The sequence below is a fragment of the Microbacterium lacus genome, assembly GCF_044794305.1.
Classification (GTDB): domain Bacteria; phylum Actinomycetota; class Actinomycetes; order Actinomycetales; family Microbacteriaceae; genus Microbacterium; species Microbacterium lacus_B.
The window spans coordinates 2,553,611-2,580,336 of the sequence record NZ_CP084996.1 but is presented as its reverse complement, the minus strand read 5'-3'; the positions used below and the strand labels follow the sequence as shown (position 1 = coordinate 2,580,336).

Here is a 26,726-nt window from a genome sequence, read left to right as displayed (position 1 = left end):
GATTACGCGAGCACGGTGTCAGGTGCGACACTGCCCCTCATCGCGCCCACGGGCCTGGAGGGCAGCCTCGCGCTGTCGACGGTCACCCGCTACGACGAGGTCGTCTCGCCCGAGGGCGGCCTGCGCCCGGCGTGGAAAGCGTTGGCTTCTGCCGCGCTCGACCTCACACCCGAAGAACTCCACCGCGTCGAGGGCGAGATCACGCGATTCCTCGCCGACGACGGCGTGACCTACACGGCGCCCGGCGCGGGTGCTCAGCCGTGGCAGCTCGACCCGGTTCCCCTCGTGATCGACTCCCCGACGTGGGCGAAACTCGAGGTGGGACTTGCCCAGCGTGCCGAACTGCTCAACGCGCTGCTGGTCGACCTCTATGGGTCGCAGACCGTGCTTTCGTCGGGCATCGTGCCTCCAGCATCCGTCTTCGGTCACTCGGGATTCGCGCGCCCCGCCGCGCGCGCGAGTGCGTTCGAGCCGCAGCCGCTGTTGCTGTCGGGCACCGACCTCGGCCGCGATGCCGCCGGTGACTGGCACGTGCTCGCCGACCGGGTGCAGGCGCCGTCGGGACTCGGGTTTGCGATGCAGAACCGCCGGGTCATCTCGCAGGTACTGCCCGAGTTGTTCGGCGAGACCGAACTGCACCGGATGGAGCCGTACTTCGCGGCTCTCCGCGCCGCGCTGATCGCGTCGGCGGGCGATGAGCTCACTGAACCGCGCGTGGTCGTCCTCTCACCCGGCACGCACTCCGAGACGGCGTTCGACCAAGCGTTCCTGGCGAATGCCCTCGGTTTCCCGCTCGTGCAAGGCAGCGACCTCGTCGTGCGCGATGGCTGGGTGTGGACCAAGCCTGCCCGCTGGCCGAACGCGATACCCACCGAGCGCATTGACGTGATCGTGCGCCGAGTGGATGCGGAATGGTGCGATCCGCTCGAGCTTCGCGCCGACTCGAGGTTGGGCGTGGCCGGTCTTGCCGAAGCCGTTCGCCGTGGTCGTGTCCGTCTCGTGAACGGACTCGGCGCAGGCGTACTCGAAAACCCCGCGCTGCTGCCGTTCATGCCGGCGATCTGCGAGCGCCTGCTCGGTGAGCAGTTGCGCCTTCCCAGCGTGCCGACCTGGTGGTGTGGCGACGCCGAGTCGCGCACCGATGTCCTGGCGCGCATCGCCTCGGGCGATGAGGGCCTCATCGTTCGCCCGATCGACAAGCCCCGGGCGACCGTCGCGGGTCTTGATCCCGCAAAACTCATCGCGCTGATCGAAGCGGCTCCCCACCGCTACGTCGGTCAAGACCTGCTTCCGCTGTCGCAGGCTCCGGTCTGGAGCCGCAAAGGTCACGTCGACGCTCGTCCCCTCGTGCTGCGCGCCTTTACGCTGCGGTACGGCTCGGCCTACCGCCCGCTCGTGGGCGGACTCGCCACGGTCCGGGAAGACGCCGACTCTGCTCCCACGACCAAGGACGTGTGGGTGTTGAAGGCGACCGAGCATGAAGCCGACCAGGGGCTCGCCGAGATCACCCCGATCACGCTCAGCCGCACAGTGCCCTCGCTCGGCCCCCGCGCACTCCAAGACATGTTCTGGGCGGGCCGCTACGCCGAGCGCGCCGAAGACCTGCTCCGATTGCTGCTCACGACACAGGCGCAGCTCGACCAGTTCGGCGCTGCCCTCAGCGATGGCGCGAACGAGAGCGCCCGCGTCATGATGGGTGCGCTTCAGCGCCTCGCGGGCTCACGCTGGGTCGATCCCGAGGTCGAGTTCCGCTCGCTTCTGCTCGACAGCGGCCGCCAGGGTTCGGCCGCCCACTCGATCGCGCAGTTGCGCGATGCATTCGACGGGGTGCGCGACCAGATGTCGGGCGACACCTGGCGCGTCTTCTCGGGAATTGACCGCGCAACCAAGGCTCTACGTTCGTCGCCTCGCGCCCACCGTACCGCCGAGTCGGGTGGACGCATGCTGACGTCGATCCTCTCGCTGCAGGGCGTTACGGCCAGCATGATGCGCGACTCGGGCTGGCACATGATCGAGGCTGGACGCCGCCTCGAACGAGCACTGCAGCTCTGCCACCTGCTCTCGGCCACCGTCCTCGAGCGCCGGGCATACCGTACCGACCGCGACGTGCTTGAGACGCTGCTGACGGCCGCCGAGAGCATCGTGACCCACCGCCGTCGCTACCGCGGTTCGGTGCGAACGGCCGATGCACTTGAACTGCTGCTGCTGGACCGTGACAACCCCCGCTCGCTCGCCTTCGCGCTCGACGAACTGCGCACGCACCTCACCGCGATGCCGGCCTCGACCGGGTCCACCCGCGCCGAGCGTCTCATCGAGCACCTCGAGGCGGCGGTCGCAAAGGCTGACGTGTTCGAGCTGACCGCGAGCAGTGACGTTCGCCGGGAAGACCTCGCGACATTCCTCGCAGACGCGATCGCCCAACTCGAGCAGTTGAGCGACGCGATCGGCGACCTGCACTTCGAACAGGGCCCGCCGCCCATCGCGATGTCGGAGCTCTCGCTCGTTGAAGAACTGGTGGCGAGCGCATGAAGTACCGCGTCTCGCACCGCACCACGTACGGGTACAGCAAGCCCGTGCAAGACAGCGTCGGGCTGTTCCACCTGATGCCTCGCGAGCTGCCGTGGCAGAAGGTGCTCTCGAGCGATGTCGTCGTCACGCCCGAACCGGGTGACATCAGCCGCGACACCGACTACTTCGGCAACTCGTCGACGTACTTCCATGTCACGGACCCCCACGCAACCCTCGTCATCGAGTCCACGAGCGATGTGATCGCCGAGGTTCCGGTCTATGGTGCCGAGGCGCTCGCGACCCGGTGGGAGGACTCTCGTCCGCTCGTGAACCCGACTGCGCCGGGCGCGTGGAGGGCGACCGAGTACGCGCTCGAGTCAGCACGGGCGGGCCACGTCGACGAAGCGACGGCGTACGCCGCAGCATCCCTCATTCCGGGTCGTCCCCTCGGCGAAGCAGTCACCGATCTCATGCACCGCATCCACGCTGACTTCGCCTACGACAGCAAAGCAACGACCGTGACCAGCACAGTCGCCGATGTCATGAAGACTCGTGCCGGCGTCTGTCAAGACTTCGCGCACTTGGCGCTGGCCTGCCTGCGCGCGCACGGCATTGCCGCGCGATACGTGAGCGGGTACCTCGCCACCCAGCCTCCGCCCGGCAAAGAGCGCATCGTCGGGGCCGATGCTTCGCACGCGTGGGTGGCGGTGTGGATGCCGGCATCCGACGAGTGGCTCGCCTTCGACCCGACCAACAACCAGTGGGCAAACGACCGCTACATCACCGTGGCGTGGGGGCGCGACTACGGCGACGTCTCGCCGGTCAAGGGAATCATCTACACGAAGGCGAAGAAGTCCACGCTCAAGGTGTCAGTGGATGTGGCTCCCTTCGCCGAGGAACTCGTCTCATGAAGTCGTACACCTGCCGCGTGTGTGGCAACGCCCTATACTTCGAGAACTCCATCTGCGTCTCGTGCCGCACGGGGCTCGGGTACTCGCGCGCAGAGCGCGATATCGTCCCGGTCGACCTCGCGGGAAAGTACGTCGACTCCGAAGGTTGGATCTGGCACGTCTGCCGCAACCTCTCGCTGTCGGGCTGCACGTGGCTCGCACCGCTCGAGGGCGGGCAGTGCTTCAGCTGCGACCTCACGCGCACGCGGCCGCAGGATGCCGACGCCCCGGGGCTCGCCAACTTCCTCCTCGCCGAACGCGCGAAGAGGCACCTGATCGTCGAGCTCGATGCCCTCGGTTTTCCGCTCGTCGGCAAGTCCGAAGACCTGATCAACGGCGTCGCCTTCGACCTGCTCTCGAGCTCGATGCAGAAGGTGATGATCGCCCACTCCGACGGCGTCATCACCATCGACCTCGCCGAGAGCGACAACTCACACCGCGAGCGCGTGCGCTCACAGCTCGACGAGCCGTACCGCACGATGCTCGGGCACTTCCGACACGAAGTCGGGCACTACTACCAGTGGCAGCTGGTCGAGCGCAGCGGCGACTCCGACGTGCTCGCGCGCTGCCGCGCCCTCTTCGGCGATGAGACCGCCGACTACCAGACGAGCGTCGACGCCCACTACGTCCAGGGTCCGCCACCGGACTGGACGCGCAACTACATCTCGTCGTACGCCACCATGCATCCGTACGAAGACTTCGCCGAGACCTGGGCGCACTACCTGCACATCTGCGACACGATCGAGACCGCCGTGGCCTACGGCCTGATCCCGCCGGCCGAACTGGTCGGGCACGCGCGGTTCCGCGACCTGGTGACCCGGGTGTGGGTTCCGCTCGCGACCGCGCTCAACCTCGTGAACCGGTCGATGGGCAAGGACGACCTCTACCCGTTCGTCATCGTCGAACCGGTGCTCGACAAGCTCGACTTCGTCGCCTCGCTCCGCCCGTAGGTCTGACCGTCCGAAGCCCTGCCCCGTTGTGAACACCGTCTGAGGCGACGACGCTCTGCAGCGCCGAGTGTTAGAGAGGCGGGGAAGGCGGCCCCGGTGAGGCAGGAAGGTTGAGAGCCGCTCGGATGAGATTCACCTGCGACTCGCTCACTGCACCCTCACCGCCGAGAATGCGTAGCGAGATCGGGTCCAGTCGCCGCAACTCGTTGAGAACCTCGAGGGCTACGGGGCCTGACGGGGGGATGAGGATGATGGGCGCTCCGTCATGTCCGGCAATCGGCGCGGCAGCGAGCGCATCTGGGAAGTTCGCACCCGTGGCGACGTAGACGACAGGCCTCGGCCCGTCGGGGATGCTCGCCGCGCTTATCGCCGCCGCCGTTTCGTAGCGCGTCGGCCCTGCCAGCCGTTGCGGAACGAGTCCCAGTGCCGCGCCCGCTTGAGCAGCGACCGCGTCGGATACCGCTGCTGTGCCACCCAGGATGACAACCTCGTCGGGGGCAAGCCGTTGAAGCTCCGTGAGGGTGACCGCGGGAAGGGACGTCGGGAGGCTGAGCAGGACCGGCGCGCCCAACTGGGCGGCGATCGCAGCGCCCGCCAAAGCGTCGGGGAACGCCACGCCGCTCGCAAGGTAGACACGTGTCGGTCCCTCGTCGGAGAAGTAGGCCTGGCTTATCCGCACCGCGGTCTCGAAGCGGTCATCGCCCGCGATCCTGGTCACCGATCCGGTGGGAGGAACGTGCACGCGCAGCGCATTGAGCACCGCGTCCGAGACAGCACCCGGCCCGCCGAGGACAACGATGTTGCGCGGCGAAAGCCGCGATAGTTCGGCGACGGTCGCTGCCGGGACTGCGCCATTCGGCAAGGCCAGAAGGATGGGGGCGTCGACCGATGACGCCGCGGAGCCGCCAGCGAGCGCATCAGGATAGTTCAGCCCGTTCGCCACGAAAACGGTGTCTGCGCCCATGGGATACCGCGAGGCACTGACGAGGGCTGCGGTTTCGAATCGGTCGGCGCCTCCGATTCTCGACACGTTCGTCTCCGACACGGTGAAGGTGCTCAAGAACGGCTCGACAAGTGCGTTGCCGTCCAAGTCCACGACGGTGTCGTCGACTTCGACGTGATACTGCCCGCTGCGCAGGGTCGAACTCGGCGTGAGGGTCACGGACGACCGCACGGGATCCTCCAGGTGTATCTCCGCGATCGCGACGTCGACCTCCACGCCGGAGGGCACCCTCGTCAGCCGCACGGCACCGTCGAGAGATGCCGGGTCGACGAGCTCGGAGAAGTCGATCATCACCACTGCAGAGCGGAGGACTCCCTCTGCATCATTCGGGGGCGTGACTCCCGTGACCTCCGGTGGGATTCCGTCGTTCGGGTCGATGACCTGTACCCGCGCACCACCGAGCACCTCCGCGCTCGGGCGCCCATCGGTGTACGTGACCGTCGCGGATGCAGCGACGTCGATGAATCCGCCCGGTGGGTACGAGCTGACTGTGAGCTGCAGATCGACGGATCCTCCGGCATCCGTCGTCCGCAACTCGGTGCGCTGCTGGTCGCCGTCCATCCACGTGAAGGCGACCTCGCGGCCCGGGCCGATCGGGGTGGTGCCCAGGCGCAGCACCGCCGTGATCTCTGAAGTCCCCTGCACCTCGAGGGTGTCCGGCACGGCGGTCACCTCCAGAGCGGGGATGCCGGGCTCGGTCGTGAGGCTCTCGTTGAGCACGCGAAGCGGATTACATCCCAGGTAGGGGTTCTGACAATGCGCGAGAGGAACGAGCGTGCGCTCAGTGCCTGGCGCCGGCTGCTGATAGACCCGTACCAGGCCCCAGCTGCCCGCCGACAGGCCCATCGTCCCGTTCTCGACGCCGTAACGGTAGTCTCCCACCGCCTGCAGAGCCCCGCCCGCGGCCTCCATGTGGAGGGTGTGGGCGCTGCCGGTGGCGATCGAGCCCTGCACACCGGAGCGCACGGAACCCGCATCGAATGCGTGCTCGAGCCAGTTGTGACCCTGGACGGCGAACTGCACCGTACGCGCGCGATCGGAGGAGGCGAGCACATGAACACGCAACGGGTCGCCCTGGTAGGCACGCACGATCGGCGTGTCCGGATCACCGAGCGGCTGAGGCCCGGCCCCGACATCGACCGCATACGTCGTGCGGAAGATGTTGGCGAGGTCCTGTCCGAAGCCGTCGTCGGTGAACGGCGGACCCACGGGATCGACGGCCGGATCGGCGAACTTGTCGATGATCGGATGCGGCAGCCCGAGGCGATGATGGATCGGGGCGTTCCGGTAGTTGATCGCTCGCTCCCCCTTGTCGGGCCAGTCGCCGATGATGGGGTCGAGCACGGGTTCGCCCGCCGCGTTGCGGATGTTCAGCCCGTTATGAAGGAAGATCGCGGCGTCCCGGTAGTCCGCGCCGTCGCCGAGCGGGTCGACGTCCACCTGCACTCCGGAATGCACTCGCTCTCCGGTGATCGGGTCGTGATAGAGCGCGTCGCGCGGGCCTACGACGATCGACGCGAGCAACCCGTGGTGGCGTGTGCCGCGCACGTCGCCGTAGGCCAAGAGCGGAACCACTCCGAGCTCGCCATCGGTGAGTGCGGGTGCGGCATTGGGATCCTGGTAGGTGACTTCGTCGGCGAACCACGTGTATTGCACCGACTGTCCAGGGCCGGCGGTCTGATCGAAGTTGTAGCCGACCGTGGTGCCGTCGGAAGTTCGGACGTCGTAGCGGAGCAGGGAGGGGTGCAGCGACACCCTGTTGCCAGCGACCCACGGTACGCCGCGCCAGTCCTCGTCGCCGGGTTCCTCGTCTGGCTCTTCGGGCTCACGTTCTGACGGGAACACCGGCTCGAGCGGCATCGGCGAGTCACCGTCGAGGGTGCCGAGGCGACCGTGCTGGTTGAAATGCGCCCAGTCGACCTCGTTGTGAAGCGTCACCTCGACGCAGTCGCCCTCATTCACGCGCAGGACGAGGGGCTCGAGCGGCTTAGCCCCACTGCGGACTGCCTCGACGTCCTCCGTCAGGACATACGCCAGGCCGTACGGGTCATGGTCGCCGTACCGGTTGTAGACGATCTCGTGATCGATCGCCGTGACGCTGTACGCCTGCACGGGCGCACCGATCGGGCACGACGGGGTCGGCACCGCTTGTGGAACCTGCTCGGAAGGATTCGGGGGCGGGAGCGGATTGCCCAACGGAAGCGCGACGTTATTGTCCGGAAGGGGGAGAAGTCCGCCGTTTCCGCTCGTCTGGTCGAAGACGCGCATGATCCCCCAGACACCGAACCAGAGATCCTCCACTCCCGGGCCGCCGTACATGAAGTCCGCGACGCGTGGTGCGTCGCCCTCGGCCGGCCAGAAGCACGTCCCCGACGACCCGAGGCCGCAGTCGACCGCGACATCCTCGATGTTGAAGGCCTCCGACACCCCGATCGGTCGCGCGTTGATGTACGGCGACGCCGGGTCGGCCTGGTCGTTCTTCCATCGCAGGCCGTGGACGGTGAAGTTGTGCATCTCCTCGTGCGATCCCTGGATCAGCCGGTAGCGCACCGTGTCCCCACGGTTCGCCCGCAGGATCGGGGTGTCGGGGTCGCCCCACACGCGGGAGCTGAAGGCATACGCGGGATCGACCCATCCCGCTGCCGCCAGCTGCTCGTCCGTCAGCGGTACGCCGGGGCTGGTCGGCGCGGCAGGCGGCGGACCTGCGAACTGACGGTCTATCAGCGGTGCGGCCCGGTAGTTGATCGCCATGCCACCCTGATCGCCTTCGGGTGCGCGCAGCGGCTGGCGAGGAGGCTCGATCGCGTTGAGAGGGTCGAGGATATCCGCGTGGGTCGCGGAAGCAGTGAAGAGCGGGACGAAGTCGGCGATCGCGACACCGAACTCCCGGAAGTCATCGGGCGTCCACGCGTCGGGAGTGGTCGACGGGGAACTCGGACCGATCAGGTCCATCGCCGCGCCGTGGGCTCGGCCGATGCACGCGGTCACACACACGGGCTGACCCGCGGCGGCGGCGTTGTCGGCCTGGTTGATCGGCTGCAGCCACTCCCCCGTATAGGGATGCCGCGAGTCGAAGCCCACGGGCTCGACGATCAGCGCCGAGAAAAGACCCCGGTTCTGCTGCGATCCGGCGAAGTGGTGGTCGTGGGTGAAGACGGTGCGCAGCTCATAGTCCGCGAACCAGCGCTCTTTGATCGTCTGCCCGTTGCTCAGCCAGTTCGCCCGCGCGTCCTCAGACTCTGCGACCGGATCACGCCCGACGGGCATCGCCGGCAGGCACCGCTCGCCGGGTTCGCACGTGATCTCGCCGTCCAGGAGCGCCCGGTTGTACTCAGCTTGGTCCTCGGTGAACGCCGCCTGCTGGTAGTTCCATCCGTTGGACGCACCGTCGGATGCCAGCACGTCGAAGTTCACGAGATGGATGTGCGAGCCCGCCATGTTCGTCATGATGAGCTGCTGGTACGCGTCGTCGCCGATGACGTTCGGTGTTCGATTGGTGAGCTCGAAGTCGATGCAGTCCCCCGAGTTCACGCGGTAGAAGAACGGCTCCGGTTTCTTCTGCCCCGACAGCACGGCATTCACATCCTCGTCCGCGACGAGCATGCGTCCCTGGACGTCGCGCCATCCGTCCGGCGCATCACCGGTGTACTGCAGGGGGAGCTGAATGATCGACACGCGGTACGTCACGACCCGCGCGTCCGTCGGGCACGGGTCGACAAGGGGTGCGCCCGGCACCGGCGACGTGCCTCGGGCATCGTGATAGGCGAGCTGTACCGATTGCTCGACGGCGAGCCGATGCGCGATCCGCGCGGCTTCGGCATCGGTGGGGTCAAAGCCCGCGCTCGGCGTCGATGACGCCGTCGCCGGCGGATCGACCGACGCACCGATCGTCAGATCCGCCACGGCCCTCCACGCGAGCAGCCGGATCCGCCACGGATCCGCCTCGGTGCCGATGCCGAGCACCTCGGCGCGGTCGACGGAGGTCATCCCCTCGATCGCCGTGCGGACGTCGTCGGCCGACGCGGGCAGCGCGACGGCTGCGACGTCACCGGCGAACTCCAGGGTGAGGCTCCCCGTGACGGCATCCGTTGCGATGTTCTGGGTCATCTCCAGCAGCGCGGGGTCGAGTTCCGCGGTGCCGGTGAGTCGCTTCGCAAGCTGCTCGACCGGGTTTCCGGCCCCGTCCAGGACGGGGTTGCCGTCCGTGTCGAACTCGCGCTGCCAGACGCTCAACGGCGGCTGCGGGGCGCGGGCTCCCCACTCACCGGGAATGAAACGCGGGTACCCCGGAATGTCGAAGGATGCCGCCTGCTTGGGTGGCGGAACGCTCGCAGCGAGCCCGAGACCCGCGCCGATCTCGCTGAGGGGCGCCCATGGGGAGACCCGCGTGCCGTCGGGGAGGGCGTTGCCGCCGTCCTCGAGAACGTCGTGAACCCGCATGAGGGCCCAGAAGCCGTGGGAGAAGTGCGTGTAGAGGTGACAGTGGAAGATGCTGTCACCCACGGTGCCGACTCGCGCCCCCGCGCCGTAATTGAGGTCGGCGGTGAACGCGGTCCACGGAGAATAGGTCTTCGAATCGATCGTGGTCGCGCGCGGCTGGACCTCGGCGGTCGGGCGCGGAGGCACCGTGCCCGCCGGGCCGGCGTCGTCGGGTTCGGCCGGCCACGTGTGGGCGTGGAGGTGGAAGACGTGTGTCTCGTAGTTGCCCGCATGACCGAATCGCAGCTTGATCGGGTCGCCCTGATACGCACGAGTGACGTTCGTGACGTAGCAGGATGCGGGCCGTGTCTCGGCTGCACTGGTGGTGAGCATGAGGCCGCAGTCTTCGATGTTCGCCGCCACGAGTCCGCCGGGCTCGGAGAGCGGATCGGCGCCGCCGTAGTCGGGCGCCTCGGGCAGCCACGGCCCAGAATCCGAGGCGAGTTTCACCATCCCCGGATCGCCGTACATCCACGAGGAGAGTGCCGTCTCCTCGGAGCTGCAGTCCTCGCACCACCGCTCGTCGCCATCGACGTTGAAATCGATCCGCTTGTGCTCGGGATCGGATCCGTAGTTGATCCCGAACCGCTCGAACGGCTCCGGTAGGAGGGCGAGCTCTTCATCAGACAGATCGGCGCGGCCCTCGATCGGCAGAACGTCCTGGCTGATCAAGACGCTCTCGCGGAAGCGACGCTGATACGAGTCCGCGATCACGGCATCCACATACAGGTCACCCGACTGATCCGCCACCGCGGCATACTGCTGGTCAGGGATCGACGAGGACAGCTCCCTGCCCGTCACGGGATCGAACCACCGTGCCCCATGCGGCTCCACCGCGAGCGCGCCGTAGAGTCCGTGCTCGGCCGCGCCGCCGTCATCCACACCGGCGACGGTCATTCCCTCGTCGCGGAACATGTACATGCCCTCGGTCTGCGGAGCGACCCAGAAGTATGTGTGGGAGTCGCCGGTCGCGATGCTGGCATCGGGGTTGTATCCGACGCTCGCCCCGCCCGCAGTACCCGGGTTGTACGAAACGCCGAAGGCCCGCAGCGACACGCGGGGATCGACCTGCGGGAGGTAGCCGGGCATCTCGTCCGGGTCGAGCTCGTTGGTCACCGTGATCGCGACGCATTCGCCGACGTTCGCCCTCAGGACGAGCGGACGGGGCCGCAGGCGGCGCCCGTCGGCGACGTCTCCCGCGTAGCCGTCCGCGGCCGTGCCCACGATCGGGACGTGCCAGTTCTGCACCGCAAGCTTGTCGCGCTGGAGCACGAATATGAGGCCGTCGGCGTCGCCGTCGGTGAGGTGGTCGACACCGTTGTCCACAGGATCGGGTTCGGGGACGCGTGTGTCGTTGGACCACCGGGAATAGGGGATGAAGGTGTGAACGGCGGCGACGTCATAGGCACGCACTGCCGTCTGGGCTGTGCATGCTGGCGTAGCCGGAACGGCGGCGCTGGCGGGCAAGACCACCGCAGGCACCAGTCCGACAACGAGGCCGCCGATAGCTGCGGCGATCGGGATCAGCATGCGGCGACGCGACCGGCCGAGTTCGCGCGTCCACGCGCGGATACCGTGGACGGCGCGTGTGACCGGCGTGGCGAGAAGTGCGACAACGACCACGACAGGCGCGAGGACGCTCGCTTCGATGATCGCGTGCTCGAACGCTCCGCCGCCCGCCGAATGCAGGCCGTGAGTGTGTCCGCTTGTCCCCGTCACGGCGACCCGAAGCGTCGCGAAGGCGAGCGTCGAAGCGATCGCGAGAAGTGCGGCAACCATCACGCGCGCCAGTCGCTCGCCTACACGCTGGACAGTGAGGTCATCCGGCCATGTCGCGTGGGTACCGACAAAAGCAATCAATGCAGAAGTCAGCAGTGTCACACCTAGCCAGACGGACGCGACTGATGTGTCGGCGCCGACGAGAAGCGCGGACGTGAGCGCTGCGATGCCCGCGGACAGCACCGCCGGAGCGGTCAGGAATCCGGCGTCGCGTCGTCCACGAAACTCTCGCATTGCGACCCCCCCAGGTCAACCGCAGCGTCACCCAGTACGCCGCCACGGAATCGCCGGATTACGAGAACCAGCGATTGGCCTCATCGTAGACCTCGACAAAAGACTTCTCACCAAACTCTCATTTTTTCGGCGGGCGTGCCATTTCCGAAAGTTTACCGTGGTGGTGTATCATTCTCACTTCTCATCCCAGATCGATCAGTGAGACTGAGTTGATGCGCAGAGGAGGGTAGTCAATGGCCCATTCTGCGCGAACAAGCCTGGAATCAGCGCACGCGGCGCACGGAGACGAAATCCCCTCGCGCCGCCGGAACCCTGTGTCTGTCTGGGCGATCGTCGCCCTGTCCACGCTCGTCGTTGCAGTGGTCGTTGCGTGGGGCGCCGGCCTGCGGAGCACCTACGCCATAGGTGACTCGGTACCGCACAACGGCGGGGTCGTCGTCGTCTCGGACGCGTGGGTGATGGACGATCCGATGCGACTTATGCACCCGGATGACCCCGACCGATTCGCGTCTGCCGGCATGGCGTCCATGCCGATGACGATGCCCGATTCCGTTCCCGAGGGGTTCAAGCGCATCGCCGTCGAACTCGCGCTTCGATCGGGAACGGAGCCCATGCAGTTCCCCGTAGAGGGTGTCACGGTAACCGCTGCAGGCCAGTCATACGCGATCTACACCTCGATGCTGCAGGACGGCCAACTAGCGCCCGGCAGTGCGTTGGACGCGATTGCGGTGTTCGAGGTTCCCGCTGAGACCGGAGCGGCCGAGTTCCGACTTGCCGAAGGGTTTCCCCCTGTCTCACTGAACCTCGTCGGCGGTCACGACCCCCACGAGGACTGAGCAGAAGAGGGGGCGGATGCAGCATCCGCCCCCTCTCACTCACAACGCGTCATTCGCCCGAGGCGACCGCCAAATCGGGGGTCGAGGTGATTTCGGGAACGGTGATCACTCCGACCGCGACCTTGTCGCCGCGGGGGCCGTGCTCGAACACGAACTCGCCGTTCTGCGCATCGACCTTGACGTGGTCGCCCGCGTTGAGCTCGCCGTGCAGGATTTTCTCGGAGAGTCTGTCTTCGACCTCGCGCTGCATCGCACGGCGCAGGGGCCGAGCGCCGAGCGTCGGGTCGAAGCCGATCTCGATCAGCTTGTCCTTTGCGGAGTCGCTGAGCTCGATCGTCATGTCGCGGTCAAGCAGACGTTCGCTGAGACGCTTGGTGAACAGGCCCACGATCTGGCGCAGTTCGCCCTTGTTCAGCTGCGGGAAGACGATGATGTCGTCGACGCGGTTGAGGAACTCGGGCTTGAAGTTGCGCTTGAGCTCTTCGTCGACCTTGCCCTTCATCCGCTCGTAGCTCGTCGCCTCGTTGCCCTCGACCTGGAATCCGACCGGGCCACCGGCGATCGCCGAAGAGCCGAGGTTCGTGGTCATGATGATGACCGTGTTCTTGAAGTCGATCACTCGACCCTGACCATCGGTCAGGCGACCCTCTTCGAGGATCTGCAGCAACGAGTTGAAGATGTCGGGGTGTGCCTTCTCGATCTCATCGAAGAGCACGACGCTGAACGGCTTGCGGCGCACCTTTTCGGTGAGCTGGCCACCCTCTTCGAACCCGACGAAGCCCGGGGGGGCACCGAAGAGGCGTGAGACGGTGTGCTTCTCACCGAACTCCGACATGTCGAGCGCGATCAGCGCGGCCTCGTCGTCGAAGAGGAACTCCGCGAGCGCCTTGGCCAGCTCGGTCTTGCCGACACCGGTGGGGCCGGCGAAGATGAACGAGCCGTTGGGACGCTTCGGGTCCTTCAGTCCCGCGCGCTGGCGGCGAATCGTCTTGGAGAGCGCGGCGATTGCCTGCTCTTGACCGACGACCCGCTGGTGCAGGGCCTTCTCCATGAACACCAGACGGCTGGACTCTTCCTCGGTCAGTTTGAAGACGGGGATGCCCGTTGCCTGAGCGAGCACTTCGGCGATGAGTCCTTCGTCGACCACCGCGTGGGTAGCGACGTCGCCCGACTTCCACTGCTTCTCGAGGCGCAGGCGCTCAGCCAGGAGCGACTTCTCCTCGTCGCGGAGCGACGCGGCCTTCTCGAAGTCCTGCTCCTCAGAGGCGACTTCCTTCTGGCGACGGACCTCCGCGATCTTGTCGTCGAACTCGCGCAGCTCGGGGGGGCTCGACAGGATCGACAGGCGCAGGCGTGCGCCGGCCTCATCGATCAGGTCGATCGCCTTGTCGGGCAAGAAGCGGTCCGAGATGTACCGGTCGGCGAGGTTCGCCGCCGCCACGATGGCGCCGTCGGTGATCTGCACCTTGTGGTGGGCCTCGTAGCGATCGCGCAGGCCCTTCAAGATGTTGATCGCGTGGGGAAGGCTCGGCTCCGCAACCTGAATCGGCTGGAAGCGACGCTCGAGCGCAGCATCCTTCTCGAAATGCTTGCGGTACTCATCCAGCGTGGTCGCACCGATCGTCTGGAGCTCGCCACGGGCAAGGAGGGGCTTCAGAATGGATGCCGCGTCAATCGCACCCTCGGCAGCACCGGCGCCGACCAGCGTGTGGATCTCGTCGATGAAGACGATGATGTCACCGCGCGTGCGGATCTCTTTCGTCACCTTCTTGAGGCGCTCTTCGAAGTCACCGCGGTAGCGGGAACCGGCGATGAGTGAACCGAGGTCCAGCGAGTACACCTGCTTGTCTTTCAGGGTCTCGGGAACGTCGTTCTTCACGATCGCCTGGGCGAGGCCCTCGACGACGGCGGTCTTGCCGACGCCGGGCTCCCCGATCAGCACGGGATTGTTCTTGGAGCGACGCGAGAGGATCTGCATGACCCGCTCGATCTCTTTCTCGCGCCCGATGACCGGGTCGAGCTTGTTATCGCGCGCGGCCTGGGTCAGGTTGCGGCCGAACTGGTCGAGCACCGCAGAACCACCCTGCGCGGCAGCGCCGGCTTCGCTCGCGGCACCACTGACGGCGGCGGGCTCTTTGCCCTGGTAGCCGCTGAGCAGCTGGATGACCTGCTGGCGCACCTTGTTGAGGTCAGCGCCGAGCTTCACCAGCACCTGGGCGGCAACGCCCTCACCCTCGCGAATGAGACCGAGCAGGATGTGCTCGGTACCGATGTAGTTGTGGCCGAGCTGGAGCGCTTCGCGCAGTGACAGCTCGAGCACCTTCTTGGCGCGCGGAGTGAAGGGGATGTGCCCGGTCGGCTGCTGCTGGCCCTGACCGATGATGTCTTGCACCTGCTCGCGCACGGCGTCGAGCGAAATGCCCAGCGACTCGAGCGCCTTGGCGGCGACACCCTCACCCTCGTGGATGAGACCGAGCAGGATGTGCTCGGTACCGATGTAGTTGTGGTTGAGCATCTTCGCCTCTTCTTGGGCGAGGACGACCACGCGACGGGCGCGATCCGTAAATCTCTCAAACATCATTCATCCCTCCGGGACGGGCAAACCGGCGCAGTCCGAGCGCCTTACATCGAGGGTAACGAGCGGGCGGATGCTGCATGCCCGTGTTCGCCGTCGGCATAGCGCCTGCTTGACTCTTTGCTCGGCAGTACATATCGTTCTTCGATAACAACGTTTATCGATATGGAGAACAGTCGTGGATCCGATCATGTGGGGACCGATAGCGCTGTGGACGGCGATTCCGCTCGCGGCACTGATCACCGGAGGAGCGATTTTGCTCCGCATCCGTCGCCCGCCGGCAACCACGGACGGCCTAACCCGTGCGGAACGCTGGATAACGAGCGCCATCGGAACCGCCGCGATCCTCACCGTGATCCTCTCGGCCCTGGCACTTGTCGTAGGGGCCGTCACGACCTTCGGAGAAGGGTCGAAGCGCATTCTCGATATGCCGGTCTCGGCCGTGACGCGTCCCGCGTTCCTCGACGGGGTCGCTGAGGTCACGGATGCTCGCTATACGGCCGCGTTCATCGAGGTGAGCGGCCTGCCGGCGGGATCTCTGTGGTTGCTCTATCTCGAGCAGGTGCTTCCGAGCTTCACGACCGTCGCCATCGCCGTTGCCGTCGCCTGGATCGCGTTGGCACTGCTCACCGGCCGCCCGTTCACGAAGTCGCTTCCCGCAGCGATTTCGATCGCTGGTCTTGCCGTCATGGTGGGCGGTCTCGGCACCCAAATTGCGGCAGCGTTCGCCCGCGCCTCGGTCGTGGAGTTCCTCGGCGCCCGAGATGTCACAGCGGGGAGTGACGGTTCGGGACCGCACGACGGTTTTGCACTCCTGTCCCTCAGCCTGGATTTGGCACCTGTGGGATGGGCGTTCGGCCTGCTGATGGTCGCCGCGGCGTTCCAGATCGGCACGCGCCTTCAGCACGAGACGGATCTACTCGTATGAGCCCCGCCGACCTCGACGACGGCCCGTCCGGAGTCCACTGTCGCCTCGACGAGCTGCTCGAGCAGCGGGGGATGACGCTCACGCGCCTCTCCGAGCTCGTCGGAGTCTCAGTCGTGAACCTCTCGGTACTCAAGAACGACCGGGCCCGAGCCATCCGCTACTCCACGCTTTCGGCGATCTGCCGCGTACTGGACTGCGAGATCGGCGACCTGCTGGTCCGCGCCGAATGACGGGCTTCAGTTGGCCAGGATCGGAATCCGGACGTTGTCGAATTCCGCACCCTGAAGGATCGCGAACGACCCTTCATCGTCAAGACCGTCGACGACGGCAACGATCGCTCGGGGCACCATGTCCATCGTGCAGACCTGGTCGGCCGGCGGCGTGACGAACATCACGGTGGCTTCGTTGTCGCTGGATGCCACGACATCTTCGATCACGGGAACACAGGTTGATGAGCCCCACGTGAGGATCACAAACTGGCCGTCGATGTCGGTCCATCCGGCGCTGGGCAGGTAGTCGGTCATCTCAGCGCGCACGAGGCCCGGCACGCCGTCCAGGTCGGTGTCGCCGGCGTACGCGTCGCCTGCACCCGTCTCGCCGGTGACTTTGATCTCAAGGCTTTGCGTGGGGTCGACCTCGGCGGGCAGGTCGACCAGGGTCACTCGGGGAACCAGGTCACGTGTGCACGCAGCATCCGCGTCTTCGACGAGCGTGACTTCCAGAACGCCATCCGCGTAGCCGCCTACGTCAGCGACTGGCACACAGGTAGAGCTGCCCAGAGTGACCAGCCCGACCATCGAGCCGTTGTCGAGCCATGCGGCCTCGACGTCGATCTCGACCGTGCTACCGGCGCTGGCGTCGGGGGTCGGCGTCGGAGTGGCCGACGGCGCCGTGGCGGCGTCAGTCGCGCACCCGGTGAGCACGAGGGCTACCGCGCCCGCGATCGTCGCCAGTGAAAGGATTCTGCGGATCTTCATTCCAACTCCCACGTCCTGCGGACGCCCGCACGCGGGGCGTCTCCTCTTCAAGAGTGTCGCATTGGAGCGGTGTGTCTCGCTCGAGATTCTCACGGAATGGTCACGGTCTTGCTGGCCGAACCTCCGGTCACTGCTCCGCGGCGTGTACGCTCACCCTCCCACCGCGAAACCGTCCAAAGACGCTCGCACGTCTGCGACGAACTCCGCAATGGCGTCGATCCCGGTGACCGGACCCCCGGCAAGTAGACCATCGATGCCGAAGAGCACCGCCGTCGGCGTTGGCTGATGCGCCTTGTGCGCGCCCCCGTAGGACGCGACCTTGATGGCAGTTTCTACTGACAGTTGCCGGAAGGCTCAGCGTACTCGACGAGGTAGCCGGGGTCGCCAGGCTCCCTAGGAACCACAGCGCAGGCATTATTGGGGTCGACCCATTGGTACGCCAAATAGGTGGTGAAGCTCGAAGAATTGTTGTTCTCGTCGCCGGCCACAACCCACAAGTTGAGGGTCTGACCATCCTGAACGAGAACGTTCGCGGTGGGATTGGCCATGTTCGGGCAGAGCAAACTCGGCGGGAGCGCGACGTTCGGACCGGGGCACAACCCGCTGAACTCGTTGTCGGATCCTGCTGCGTTCTGAAGGTAAATTCCGTGGACGCCGAAGGAGTTGTTCTGGGGGATGCCCGGCACGTTTCCGTTGACGACGTTCATAGCCGTGATCTGAAACAGCAGGTCGCCGTTGCCCGCCGGGTTCGTCACCGTGAAAGGAACTTGCGATGTCCGAGCAAGGTCTGCACAACCGTTATTGGTGTTGCCAACAGTCGCACACGCGTCGGCGAAGTTGAAGTCGGGCGGCGGCGGCGGCGGCGGAATCGACGCGGCGGCGCCGGGCGCGGTCGTGGCGACGGCGATCACGGGCAGCGACCATGCCATCGCCTTGGTGACGGTGCGTCGGCTGACACCCTTCGGGTCAGGCGTATCAAATTCGCTCATGGCGTAGACCTTCCAAAATTTACTTGGCACGCCAGTGGCGAGCCCGGACCCCCAGGTCATGTGACTGTTGTGAGCGTACCGCACATCACTCCGAGGGCAAATCGCCGCGGCGCGCATGCGGACGGTTGTCGTCGGAAATCAAGCCAGCCACGTTGTCGAGCGCCTCAGCTCGACAACGTGGGCGTCACCGAGGTCGGTGCTGCCCGAGCAGCCTCGCCCGTTCACCGTGAAGGCACTTAGTCCGATGGCTCACGCCATGTGCAACTCATCCAGCGAGGCACGGATGTCGCCGACCAACTCCTCGATCGCTTCGAGGCCGGTGGCTGGACCCCCAGCCAAGAACCCGTCCGCCCCCAGGAGCACAGCCGACGGCGTTCTCCAATCAGCGATTGAGCCTTGAACATAGTTCATGGGGTCGTGCAGCGACTGCGGCTCGGTCGTCTCGACGAGCGCGCCGCGCTCGGGCGCCATCCGAACCAACAGGCGCACATCGAGCTCGGGCAGTTCCAACCGCCACTGCGGCGCAAGCTCGATCACCGGTGCACACGCGGCGCACGTCGCAGAGACGGCCAGCAGCAGTATGGGTTTCTGCGCCGCGAGGTCGCGCAGGTTCACCGTCGTGCCGTTGGCCATCGTGACCGGAACGGCAGGAGTACGCACCCGGATGTAGTCAAGCTCTTCGCCATCGGAAGCCGCCTCCACCGCAGCCGCGTCACCTACCGTTACCGCACCTGCGCTCGCCACCGGCGCGCGCCACAACACCAGCGCCACCGTGACCGCCACCACCGCAGCGCCCAACATCCAAGCCCACGCCTCGGCGTCGGCCGCGAGCACCACACCGCCGAGTAGTGGCGCCTGCCACAGGCCCATGAGCGCCACCAGTGCGACGAGCAACAGCCACACATTGCGCACGACGGTGGCGCGGGTCACCGGGGTGCTCTCGCCGAAGCATGCGCACTCCGCGTCGGGCGAGGCGCGCAGCGCCCGCGCGACGAGCCACACGTAAGCAACCATCAGCGCCACGGCCGCCAGCCCGGCAAGCACGCCGAGCACTCCTCCGAGCACAAGCAGGGCCACCCCCAGCGCGATCTCCGCCCACGGATGCAACTTCACCAGCCAGTCGCGTCGCACCGCGGCGGGTACACCCAGCCGGCGCCACCCCTCGAGATCATCGGGATGCCGCAATTTCGCGATTCCGCTCGCGATGACGACGACCGCGACGATGGCGGCCGGAAGAAGCAACAGTGGCCCGAACATATCGAAAAGGCTATCCGCCGCCACCCCCGCGCGGCTAACGCCCCCGCGCGGATCCCCGCGTCAGCAACTCTCGATAAAAATCGGCGTGAGCCTGCGTCACGGTGGCGTCGTCGGGCAGCCCCGGTGTGGCCGCGGCCGTCGAACCGAGTCGCGCCCGCAGGGCCGCGTCAGCGGCAAGCTCGGCGAGTGCAGCCGCGAGCGCGTCGCGATCGCGGGCCGCCACCACGAGCCCGTTCTGGCGGTGACGCACCCATTCGATCGGGCCGCCCTCATCGGTGACGACCGTGGCGCGCCCCGAGGCGAGGTACTGCAGCACGTTCTGGCCGAGCGCTTCGGCCCGCAGCGATGCCTGCACCGCGACATCCCACGTCGACAGCAGCGCAGTCGTGTGATCGACGTGCCCGAGAAACCGCACACGGCCAGCGAGTCCCAGTTCGGCGGCTCTGACCTTGAGTTCTGCGAGAAACTCTTCGTTCTCGAACAACGGAGCGCCCGCGAACTCGAGCACCGCATCCGAACCCCCAAGCGCATCGGCGAACGACTCGAGCAGCAGCAGCTGCCCTTTCCACGGGGCGATTCGCGCCAGCATCCCCACCCGTATCGGCCCGGGCGGGCGCTCGGTGCCGGCCGATCGCCCGAGCCCCGATGCGCTCGGAATGACGACGGCGAGTGCGTCGGCCCGCAGAAACGGGCGCACCGAATCGAGGGTGGCGCGCGAATTGGCGACGATGCCGTCGGCGCGCGGAAGGGCGAGCCGTGTCATCGCGCGGTAGCCGAAGACGCCGAGCGCTTCGGTGTCGACGATGTCACGCACGTGAACCACGAAGCGCGCGCGTGTAGCGCGAACTGCGAGCGCGCCGTACACCGCGGCGCGTGCGGTGTTCGCGTCGACGATGTCGGCGCTGCGAACGAGCGGATGCCGTGCCACCACGACGCTCTGCGCCAGCACCCGCACGGCGGCTGTCAGGGTGGTGCGCAGGCCTCCGCTACTGGCTCCAGCCTTCTGAGCGACGCCGACCGCTGCGGTCTCGACGTCTGGGTGAAGGTCGACGAAGACACCCGGGGCGCCGTCGGGCGCGAGGAGCAGCCGGGCGCGCCACTGCGGAACGCGCTGCAGCATGCGCAGCAACGCATATTCGGCCCCACCAGTCACACACGTCGACTCGAGGTGCGCGACGACCGGAGGCTCGAGGCTCGAAGCCCGATCGGACGTAGCCCCACCGCGCCTCACGGAGCAGTCGCTATCAGTCGGCGAACGCTCGCCGTGTCGGCGACGAACGCGCGGTAGGCGTCGACCTCGACCTGCGGCATCCCGAACAGCACTCCCGCCAGCGCGGTGAGTGGTTCGACGGCTTCGATCGTCATCTGCAGGTACGCGTCGGTGCCGAGTCCGTGCGGGTCGATGATGTCGTCGACTCCGGTGCCCCCTGCGGCGCGGTTGTCGGAGAAGGCGGCCACACGGGCACGCATCTGCGTCACCGCTGCGCCGGCTCGAACCGCGACCCCAGCCCCTGCATCGGGTAGCAGCAGCTCTGCGATGCGTCCCGCTTCTCGCACCGTGAACACCTTGCGCAGCGCCCGCGGGACCCGGGCGAGCACGTCGTCTCGGTGGTGGGTCGCGGCCACCAGCACCAGGTCTGCCCGCTCGATCATGTCGTCGGCGAGTTGCCGCGCCCGGTGCTCCGCGGGCTCAGCGCCGAGCGCCTGTGCGATGCGCGATGCCGTGCGCCCCATCGACCTGCCGACAGGCGCCCCGGTGCCGGCACTCTCGACGACGATGGATGCCGCCACCTCTTGCGGCAAGTACCACTCAGCCCAGGTACGCAGCAGATCGGCAGCCAGTGGCGAGCGGTGGATGTTGCCGGTGCAGACGGTGAGAACCGTGAACCGCTCGGCCATTTGTCCCCCCGAGTGGTGTCGCCCGGCACCCCGATGCCCCGGCGATTATGGTTACTGGGAAGTGTACTAGGGGGTCCCGTGCGGGTATTGCGGGTGTCGCACAGCGGCACCGTCGACGAATGGCGCGGTCGTGAGCGGGCGCTCACTGCGCTCGGCGTCGATGTGCACCTCATCGCCGCACAACGGTGGCACGCGGGCGGAGCTCCGGTGCAGCTCACCCCCCGAGAGGGCGAGCAGGTGGTCGGCGCCGGCACGCTCGGGCGGCATCCGGCCCTCTTCCTGTTCGACCCCCGCCCGCTGTGGCGCGCGCTGGGCGAGCGCTGGGACGTCATCGACGTCCACGAAGAGCCGTTCGCGCTCGCGACCGCCGAGGTGCGTCTGCTGCGCGCCCTGCGCCGCAACCGGGCGCCGTTCGTGCTCTACAGCGCGCAGAACATCGCGAAGCGCTACCCGATTCCTTTTCGCTGGCTGGAGCGCGGCGCACTCCGCGCCGCATCCGGAATCTCGGTCTGCAACGCCGAGGCGGGGCGCATCTCGGTCGCCAAGGGCTTCGCCGGAGAGCCCCGGATGATCCCGCTCGGGGTCGATCTCGCACGCTACGCGCCCAGCGCCCCAAACGACCCGCACACCCCCCAGGGACGAGCGGATGCCGTCACCGTGGGTCTGCTCGGGCGCCTCGTCGAAGAGAAGGGCGTGGGCGTGCTGTTCGAAGCGGCCCGGCTTGATGAGCGGCTGCGGGTGCGCATCGCCGGGTCGGGCCCGCTCGCAGCGGAGCTGGAGACCCGCGCACATGCGCTCGGAATCGCGGACCGGGTCGAGGTGCTCGGCGCTCTCGCCACCGACGAGGTGCCGTCGTTCTACCACGCCATCGATGTGCTGGCCGTGCCGTCGATCGCGACCGCGAGCTGGACGGAGCAGTTCGGCCGCGTCGCCATCGAAGCGATGGCCTCGGGCGTGCCGGTGGTCTCGAGCGACGCGGGAGCGCTGCCCGACGTGGTTGCCGACGCCGGTATCGTCGTGCCGGCAGGCGATGCCGCAGCGCTCGCGGAGGCGCTCATCACGGCGGCCGGCCCTGCCGCCGTGCGGCTGCGCGAAGCGGGGTTTACGCGTGCCTCGACGTGCTCGTGGGATGCCGTCGCCCAGGAATACCTCGGCCTGTACCGCTCGACGCTCCGGAGTGCACCCACCCCCTCTGCGGCGGAAGGCGTCGAGATCATCGTGGTGGCGTACGGCAGCCCCGATCTGCTGCGCCGCTGCCTCGAGCCGGTGGCGCACCTCGCGGTCACGGTGGTGGACAACTCGTCTTTGCCCGAGATCGCGGCGATGTGCGCCGAACTCGGTGTGCGCTACATCGAGTCGGGGGCGAATCTCGGGTTCGGTGCCGCCGTGAACCTGGCCCTCGCCGACCGCCTGCGCCCCGGTGCCGACGTGCTGCTGCTCAATCCCGACGCGCGCATCGATCCTGCGCGCATCGATCAGTTGCACACGGCGTTGCGTGCCGAGTCAGACGTGGCCAGCGTCGGACCCGCCCAGGTCGATGAAGCCGGGCGCACCGCGCGGGTGGAGTGGCCGTTTCCTTCGCCCGGAGGCGCGTGGCTCGAGGCGATCGGACTCAACCGCATGCGCCGGCAAACAGGCTTCGTGATCGGCTCGGTGCTGCTGCTGCGCGCCGATGCGCTCGCGCAGGTCGGCGGGTTCGACGAGAGTTTCTTCCTCTACGCAGAGGAGACCGACTGGGCGTACCGAGCCCATCGCCTCGGGTGGCGGCATCTGGCTGTTCCGTCGGTGCATGCGGTGCACCACGGCGCAGGAACGAGCACCGACGCACGGCGGCGCGAGGCGCACTTCCACGCGTCGCAAGAGCGCTATTTTCGCAAGCACTTCGGTGCTGCGGGGTGGCAGACTGCACGTGTGGCGATATGGGGAGGATCGTTCGCGCGCGGCTTGGTGCTGCGCGGCGAGCGGGGCACGGCTGCTCGACGTCGCGCCGCCCTCTACCGCGCCGGGCCGGTGCGACGCGAGGCGCTCCTGCGGACGGTTCGCTGATGCACATCGTGCAGATCGTGCCGCACATCGGATCCGGGTCGGGCGTCGCCGGCGTGGCGTTCAATCTCCAGCGCGAGCTGACGGCGATGGGCCACACGGTCGAGGCGTTCACCTATGCCACGGCCCGACAGGGAAAGCGCGAAAAACCCTTTCCGCAGACCAAGCTCTACCGCGGGTTCAGGCTATTCCGCCGCATGGTGTGGTTTACCACTTTCGGCACCGTTCGCGCACGTCGGTTCCTCGCCGCGCGCCCCGACGCGATGTCGATCTGCCACAACAACGCGATGGTCGGCGACATCTACGTCAACCACGGCGTGGTGAGCGCGGCGATGCGTGCGCGGGGCAACGGCGTGTGGCGCATGATGCGAAACCCCACGCACATCTTCACGTTCTTCCGCGACCTGATCCGCTATCGCAGCGGCATCCATCGTGCGATCGTGGCACTCTCGCCGTCAGAGGCCGACACGCTGCGGCACGTGTACGGCCGGGTGCGCCCGCCTGTCGAGGTGATTCCCAACGGGGTCGACCTCGAAAAGTTCCGCCCGCCGACATACGAAGAGCGCACGCACGCCCGCGCGCAGTTCCACCTCGACGACGAGGCGCGGGTGGCACTCTTCGTCGGGCACGAGTTCGAACGCAAAGGCCTCACGCTGGCGATCGACGCCCTGGCGCACGCGCCAACGGTGCTGCTGCTGGCGGTTGGAGGCAACGCGTCGTCGATCGACGACGCGCGGGCGCGGGCCGAGCGTCTGAGTGTGGCCGAGCGGGTGCTGTTCGTCGGCCCACGGTTCGATCTGCCGCTGTTCTTCGCAGCATCCGACATCTTCGTGCTGCCGAGCGCGTACGAAGCGAACGCACTCGTGATTCTCGAGGCCCTCGCGTCGGGCCTCCCCGTGGTGGCGACCGCTGTGGGGTACGCACCCGAAATCATCGAGAACGGGCTGAATGGGTTCATCGTCGAACGCGACCCCGCAGAGATCGGCGACGTGCTCGAAACCCTCGCCGATCACGAGCCCGAGCACTGGCGGGAGGCATGCCGCGCGGCCGCGCAACGAAGCGGATGGCGGCGAACCGCCGAGCAGTACATCGACCTGCTCGACCGGCTGCAGACGGCCGCAGCGCCGCGGCACGAGCAGGTGATCCGGTGACTGCCCTGCGCATCTTGCACGTCGTGCGCTCCGATCGCTTTGCCGGGGTCGAGCAGTTCGTGCGGCGGCTCGCCATCGCACAGGCCGCAGCCGGCCACACGGTCTGGGTCGCGGGCGGTTCGGAGGCCGACATGCGCGGCACGCTGCAGCAGAGTGGTGTGCGGTACCGCCCGGCGGCACGCGCGGGCGAGGTTGCGCACGCGGTGAGAAAGCTCGGCAGCGGAGCCGATGTGATCAATGCGCACATGACCGCCGCCGACGTCGAGGCGGTCATCGCCGCTACGGGCCTGCGCCGACGACCCGCCCTCGTGGCCACGCGGCACTTCACCCGGCAGCGGGGCTCACGCGCGCCGGGTTCGCTGTTTCGCGCCGTAGAGCGGCGATTGGATGCTGAGCTCTCGATCAGCGACGCGGTGGCCGCCGCAATCAACGTGCCCAGCACGGTGGTGTACTCCGGCGTAGAGACGCCCCCGCGCCCTCCCGCCGCCGACCGCGTGCCGATCGTGCTCATGGCGCAGCGCCTGCAGCCCGAGAAGCGCACCGATGTCGGCATCCGTGCGTTCGCCGAGTCGGGGCTTGCCGCCCACGGCTGGATGCTGCAGATCGCCGGAGACGGACCGGAGAGGCCGCAGCTCGAGGGGCTTGCCGCGCAGCTCGGGGTCGGTTCCGCGACGCAGTTCCTCGGCTTTCGCAACGATGTGTCTGAGCTCATGGCCCGCGCGGGAATGCTGCTGGCGCCGTGCCCGGTCGAGGGGTTGGGGCTCTCGGTGCTCGAGGCGATGGCACTCGCTCTGCCGGTGGTCGCCGCCGACGCGGGGGGGCACTCGTCGCTGCTTGCCGACCTCGATGAGCGGGCGCTTTTTTGGCCGGACGACGCGGGACACGCGGCCGCGCAGCTGCACGCGCTCGGGCACGACGCCGACGGCCGCGATACTCTCGGCATCGCCGAACGCGAAAGGCAGAGCGAACGCTTCTCGATCGAGACGTGGCGCGCAGGAACCGATGCCGTGTACCGACGCGCCATCGCGATCCGCGCGGGAGCGAGCGGGCAATGACCGATCTGGTCGTGGTCTCGCTCGAGCGGTGGGACGAAGTGTGGCGACGCAACCAGCACCTCGTCGCCGGCCTGCTCGAGGCCGATCCCGCACTGCGGGTGCTCTTCGTCGAGCCGCCCGACGATCCGCTGCATGGGCTTCGGTCAGGCAGTCGACCGCAGTTCGGGCACCGCGCCCGGCCGCATTCCACGATCGAGCGCCTGCACGTGTTCCGGCCGGTGAAGTGGCTGCCGCGACGCGTCGACCGCGCGGTCGACGACCGGTTCGCCCGGGGGGTGCGCCGCGCCGCGCGAAAGCTCGGCATGCTCGATCCGCTCGTGTGGATCAACGACCCCGCTGCTGCAGCGGTTGCGAGGCAGTCTGGGCGCAAGACGCTCTACGACATCACCGACGACTGGGCCGTCGCCGACAGGCCTGCTGTCGAGCGGGAACGCATCGTGGCGGGCGAGCGGGCCCTTCTGGCGACGGCGGCCGCAGTCACGGCGTGCTCGGCCGAGATCATTCGCCGCAAAGCCGCTCAGCGGGGCGACATCACGCTCATCCACAATGCCGTCTCGGTGCGGCAGTACGTGACTGCGGCGGCGCGCCCGACCGACCTTCCGAGCGGGCCCATCGCCCTCTATGTCGGCACGGTGCACCCCGATCGCGTCGATATCGGGTTGTGTATCGACACCGCGCGCGCACTCGACGGCCGGGGCACGGTGGTGCTGGTCGGACCGAATCTGCTCGACAAGCCGACCACGCGGCGCTTGATCGCGGCGGGCGTCGTGGCGCTCGGAGCGCGGCCTCGCGAGGCGATACCCGGCTATCTTCAGCACGCTGACGTGCTACTCGTGCCGCACGTCGTGACGCCGTTCACCGACAGCCTCGACCCCATCAAGCTGTACGAGTACCAGGCCGTGGGACGCCCCGTTGTGTCGACCCCGGTGGCAGGTTTTCGGGATGCTGCGGCGCCCGTGACCGTGGCCGCGCGCGTGGATTTCGCTTCCGCAGTGAACGCCGCGATTCCAGCGACCCATCGCTTTCCACAGGACGCCGACGCAGGCTCGGCCGACTGGTCACAACGCATCGCACAAATGCAGAACATCCTCACGCGCCTGGCGTGAGGACCTT

The 26,726-nt window shown here is 67.5% G+C and carries 17 protein-coding genes; 10 read left to right on the top strand and 7 right to left on the bottom strand.

Annotated elements, in window-relative coordinates; genetic code table 11:
• Window positions 1-15: 15 nt before the first annotated feature.
• Genes LG299_RS12290 through LG299_RS12280 form a run of 3 tightly spaced genes read left to right on the top strand, consistent with a single transcriptional unit; the run spans window position 16 to window position 4,408 of the window.
• Window positions 16-2,529, top strand: coding sequence for a circularly permuted type 2 ATP-grasp protein (locus LG299_RS12290; protein WP_404430617.1), 2,514 nt, complete (start codon window positions 16-18; stop codon window positions 2,527-2,529).
• The gene (locus tag LG299_RS12285; RefSeq protein WP_404430615.1) at window positions 2,526-3,419 is read left to right on the top strand and encodes a transglutaminase N-terminal domain-containing protein; all 894 of its coding nucleotides are present in this window, start codon (window positions 2,526-2,528) and stop codon (window positions 3,417-3,419) included. The genes LG299_RS12290 and LG299_RS12285 overlap by 4 nt, the downstream gene beginning before the upstream one ends.
• A complete protein-coding gene (locus LG299_RS12280) occupies window positions 3,416-4,408 on the top strand; it encodes a putative zinc-binding metallopeptidase (RefSeq protein WP_404430613.1) in 993 nt (330 codons plus the stop codon). The genes LG299_RS12285 and LG299_RS12280 overlap by 4 nt, the downstream gene beginning before the upstream one ends.
• 70 nt (window positions 4,409-4,478) lie before the next feature.
• Here LG299_RS12280 and LG299_RS12275 read toward each other — a convergent pair whose 3' ends face one another.
• Complete coding sequence (locus LG299_RS12275; RefSeq protein ID WP_404430611.1) at window positions 4,479-11,903, bottom strand: cell wall-binding repeat-containing protein; 7,425 nt, start codon at window positions 11,901-11,903, stop codon at window positions 4,479-4,481.
• A gap of 233 nt (window positions 11,904-12,136) precedes the next feature.
• On the opposite strand from LG299_RS12275, the gene LG299_RS12270 reads away from it, so the two are divergent.
• Window positions 12,137-12,739 carry a hypothetical protein gene (locus LG299_RS12270; RefSeq protein WP_404430610.1) on the top strand — a complete coding sequence of 201 codons (603 nt, stop codon included), beginning with the start codon at window positions 12,137-12,139 and terminating at the stop codon, window positions 12,737-12,739.
• Window positions 12,740-12,788: 49 nt separating this feature from the next.
• Here the strand turns inward: LG299_RS12270 and LG299_RS12265 are convergent, their stop codons facing one another.
• On the bottom strand, window positions 12,789-15,317 hold the full coding sequence (locus LG299_RS12265; protein WP_404434878.1) for an ATP-dependent Clp protease ATP-binding subunit: 2,529 nt from the start codon (window positions 15,315-15,317) through the stop codon (window positions 12,789-12,791).
• 175 nt (window positions 15,318-15,492) lie between these two features.
• On the opposite strand from LG299_RS12265, the gene LG299_RS12260 reads away from it, so the two are divergent.
• Window positions 15,493-16,242 (top strand): hypothetical protein, encoded by a 750-nt coding sequence (locus LG299_RS12260; RefSeq protein WP_404430608.1) that lies wholly within the window; start codon window positions 15,493-15,495, stop codon window positions 16,240-16,242.
• A complete protein-coding gene (locus LG299_RS12255) occupies window positions 16,239-16,472 on the top strand; it encodes a helix-turn-helix domain-containing protein (RefSeq protein ID WP_404430606.1) in 234 nt (77 codons plus the stop codon). Before LG299_RS12260 ends, LG299_RS12255 begins: the two co-directional genes overlap by 4 nt.
• A 6-nt stretch (window positions 16,473-16,478) precedes the next feature.
• On the opposite strand, the gene LG299_RS12250 is transcribed toward LG299_RS12255, so the two are convergent.
• The 5 genes from LG299_RS12250 to LG299_RS12230 form a co-directional block, all read right to left on the bottom strand.
• Window positions 16,479-17,219 (bottom strand): hypothetical protein, encoded by a 741-nt coding sequence (locus tag LG299_RS12250; protein ID WP_404430604.1) that lies wholly within the window; start codon window positions 17,217-17,219, stop codon window positions 16,479-16,481.
• Window positions 17,220-17,551: 332 nt separating this feature from the next.
• Window positions 17,552-18,208 carry a hypothetical protein gene (locus tag LG299_RS12245; RefSeq protein WP_404430602.1) on the bottom strand — a complete coding sequence of 219 codons (657 nt, stop codon included), beginning with the start codon at window positions 18,206-18,208 and terminating at the stop codon, window positions 17,552-17,554.
• 249 nt (window positions 18,209-18,457) lie between these two features.
• On the bottom strand, window positions 18,458-19,465 hold the full coding sequence (locus LG299_RS12240; RefSeq protein WP_404430600.1) for a MauE/DoxX family redox-associated membrane protein: 1,008 nt from the start codon (window positions 19,463-19,465) through the stop codon (window positions 18,458-18,460).
• A gap of 34 nt (window positions 19,466-19,499) precedes the next feature.
• A complete protein-coding gene (locus LG299_RS12235; protein WP_404430598.1) occupies window positions 19,500-20,618 on the bottom strand; it encodes a glycosyltransferase in 1,119 nt (372 codons plus the stop codon).
• A 74-nt stretch (window positions 20,619-20,692) separates the two neighbouring features.
• The gene (locus tag LG299_RS12230; RefSeq protein WP_404430596.1) at window positions 20,693-21,364 is read right to left on the bottom strand and encodes a hypothetical protein; all 672 of its coding nucleotides are present in this window, start codon (window positions 21,362-21,364) and stop codon (window positions 20,693-20,695) included.
• Between the two features lie 93 nt (window positions 21,365-21,457).
• Between LG299_RS12230 and LG299_RS12225 the strand changes: the two genes are divergently transcribed.
• From LG299_RS12225 to LG299_RS12210, 4 genes are read left to right on the top strand one after another with little or no spacing between them, the layout of a single operon-like run.
• Window positions 21,458-23,410 (top strand): glycosyltransferase, encoded by a 1,953-nt coding sequence (locus LG299_RS12225; RefSeq protein WP_404430594.1) that lies wholly within the window; start codon window positions 21,458-21,460, stop codon window positions 23,408-23,410.
• Window positions 23,410-24,558, top strand: coding sequence for a glycosyltransferase (locus tag LG299_RS12220; RefSeq protein ID WP_404430592.1), 1,149 nt, complete (start codon window positions 23,410-23,412; stop codon window positions 24,556-24,558). Before LG299_RS12225 ends, LG299_RS12220 begins: the two co-directional genes overlap by 1 nt.
• Window positions 24,555-25,613, top strand: coding sequence for a glycosyltransferase family 4 protein (locus tag LG299_RS12215; RefSeq protein ID WP_404430590.1), 1,059 nt, complete (start codon window positions 24,555-24,557; stop codon window positions 25,611-25,613). Before LG299_RS12220 ends, LG299_RS12215 begins: the two co-directional genes overlap by 4 nt.
• Complete coding sequence (locus LG299_RS12210; RefSeq protein WP_404430588.1) at window positions 25,610-26,719, top strand: glycosyltransferase; 1,110 nt, start codon at window positions 25,610-25,612, stop codon at window positions 26,717-26,719. The genes LG299_RS12215 and LG299_RS12210 overlap by 4 nt, the downstream gene beginning before the upstream one ends.
• The last annotated feature ends 7 nt before the right edge of the window (window positions 26,720-26,726 follow it).

What these genes read in the sequence shown, in the direction of transcription:
- LG299_RS12245 (WP_404430602.1), bottom strand. Translation starts at nt 18,208, where the DNA reads ATGAGCGAATTTGATACGCCTGACCCGAAGGGTGTCAGCCGACGCACC.
- LG299_RS12210 (WP_404430588.1), top strand. Translation starts at nt 25,610, where the DNA reads ATGACCGATCTGGTCGTGGTCTCGCTCGAGCGGTGGGACGAAGTGTGG.
- LG299_RS12265 (WP_404434878.1), bottom strand. Translation starts at nt 15,317, where the DNA reads ATGTTTGAGAGATTTACGGATCGCGCCCGTCGCGTGGTCGTCCTCGCC.
- LG299_RS12285 (WP_404430615.1), top strand. Translation starts at nt 2,526, where the DNA reads ATGAAGTACCGCGTCTCGCACCGCACCACGTACGGGTACAGCAAGCCC.
- LG299_RS12270 (WP_404430610.1), top strand. Translation starts at nt 12,137, where the DNA reads ATGGCCCATTCTGCGCGAACAAGCCTGGAATCAGCGCACGCGGCGCAC.
- LG299_RS12230 (WP_404430596.1), bottom strand. Translation starts at nt 21,364, where the DNA reads ATGGCCGAGCGGTTCACGGTTCTCACCGTCTGCACCGGCAACATCCAC.
- LG299_RS12255 (WP_404430606.1), top strand. Translation starts at nt 16,239, where the DNA reads ATGAGCCCCGCCGACCTCGACGACGGCCCGTCCGGAGTCCACTGTCGC.
- LG299_RS12280 (WP_404430613.1), top strand. Translation starts at nt 3,416, where the DNA reads ATGAAGTCGTACACCTGCCGCGTGTGTGGCAACGCCCTATACTTCGAG.
- LG299_RS12275 (WP_404430611.1), bottom strand. Translation starts at nt 11,903, where the DNA reads ATGCGAGAGTTTCGTGGACGACGCGACGCCGGATTCCTGACCGCTCCG.
- LG299_RS12250 (WP_404430604.1), bottom strand. Translation starts at nt 17,219, where the DNA reads ATGAAGATCCGCAGAATCCTTTCACTGGCGACGATCGCGGGCGCGGTA.
- LG299_RS12220 (WP_404430592.1), top strand. Translation starts at nt 23,410, where the DNA reads ATGCACATCGTGCAGATCGTGCCGCACATCGGATCCGGGTCGGGCGTC.
- LG299_RS12240 (WP_404430600.1), bottom strand. Translation starts at nt 19,465, where the DNA reads ATGTTCGGGCCACTGTTGCTTCTTCCGGCCGCCATCGTCGCGGTCGTC.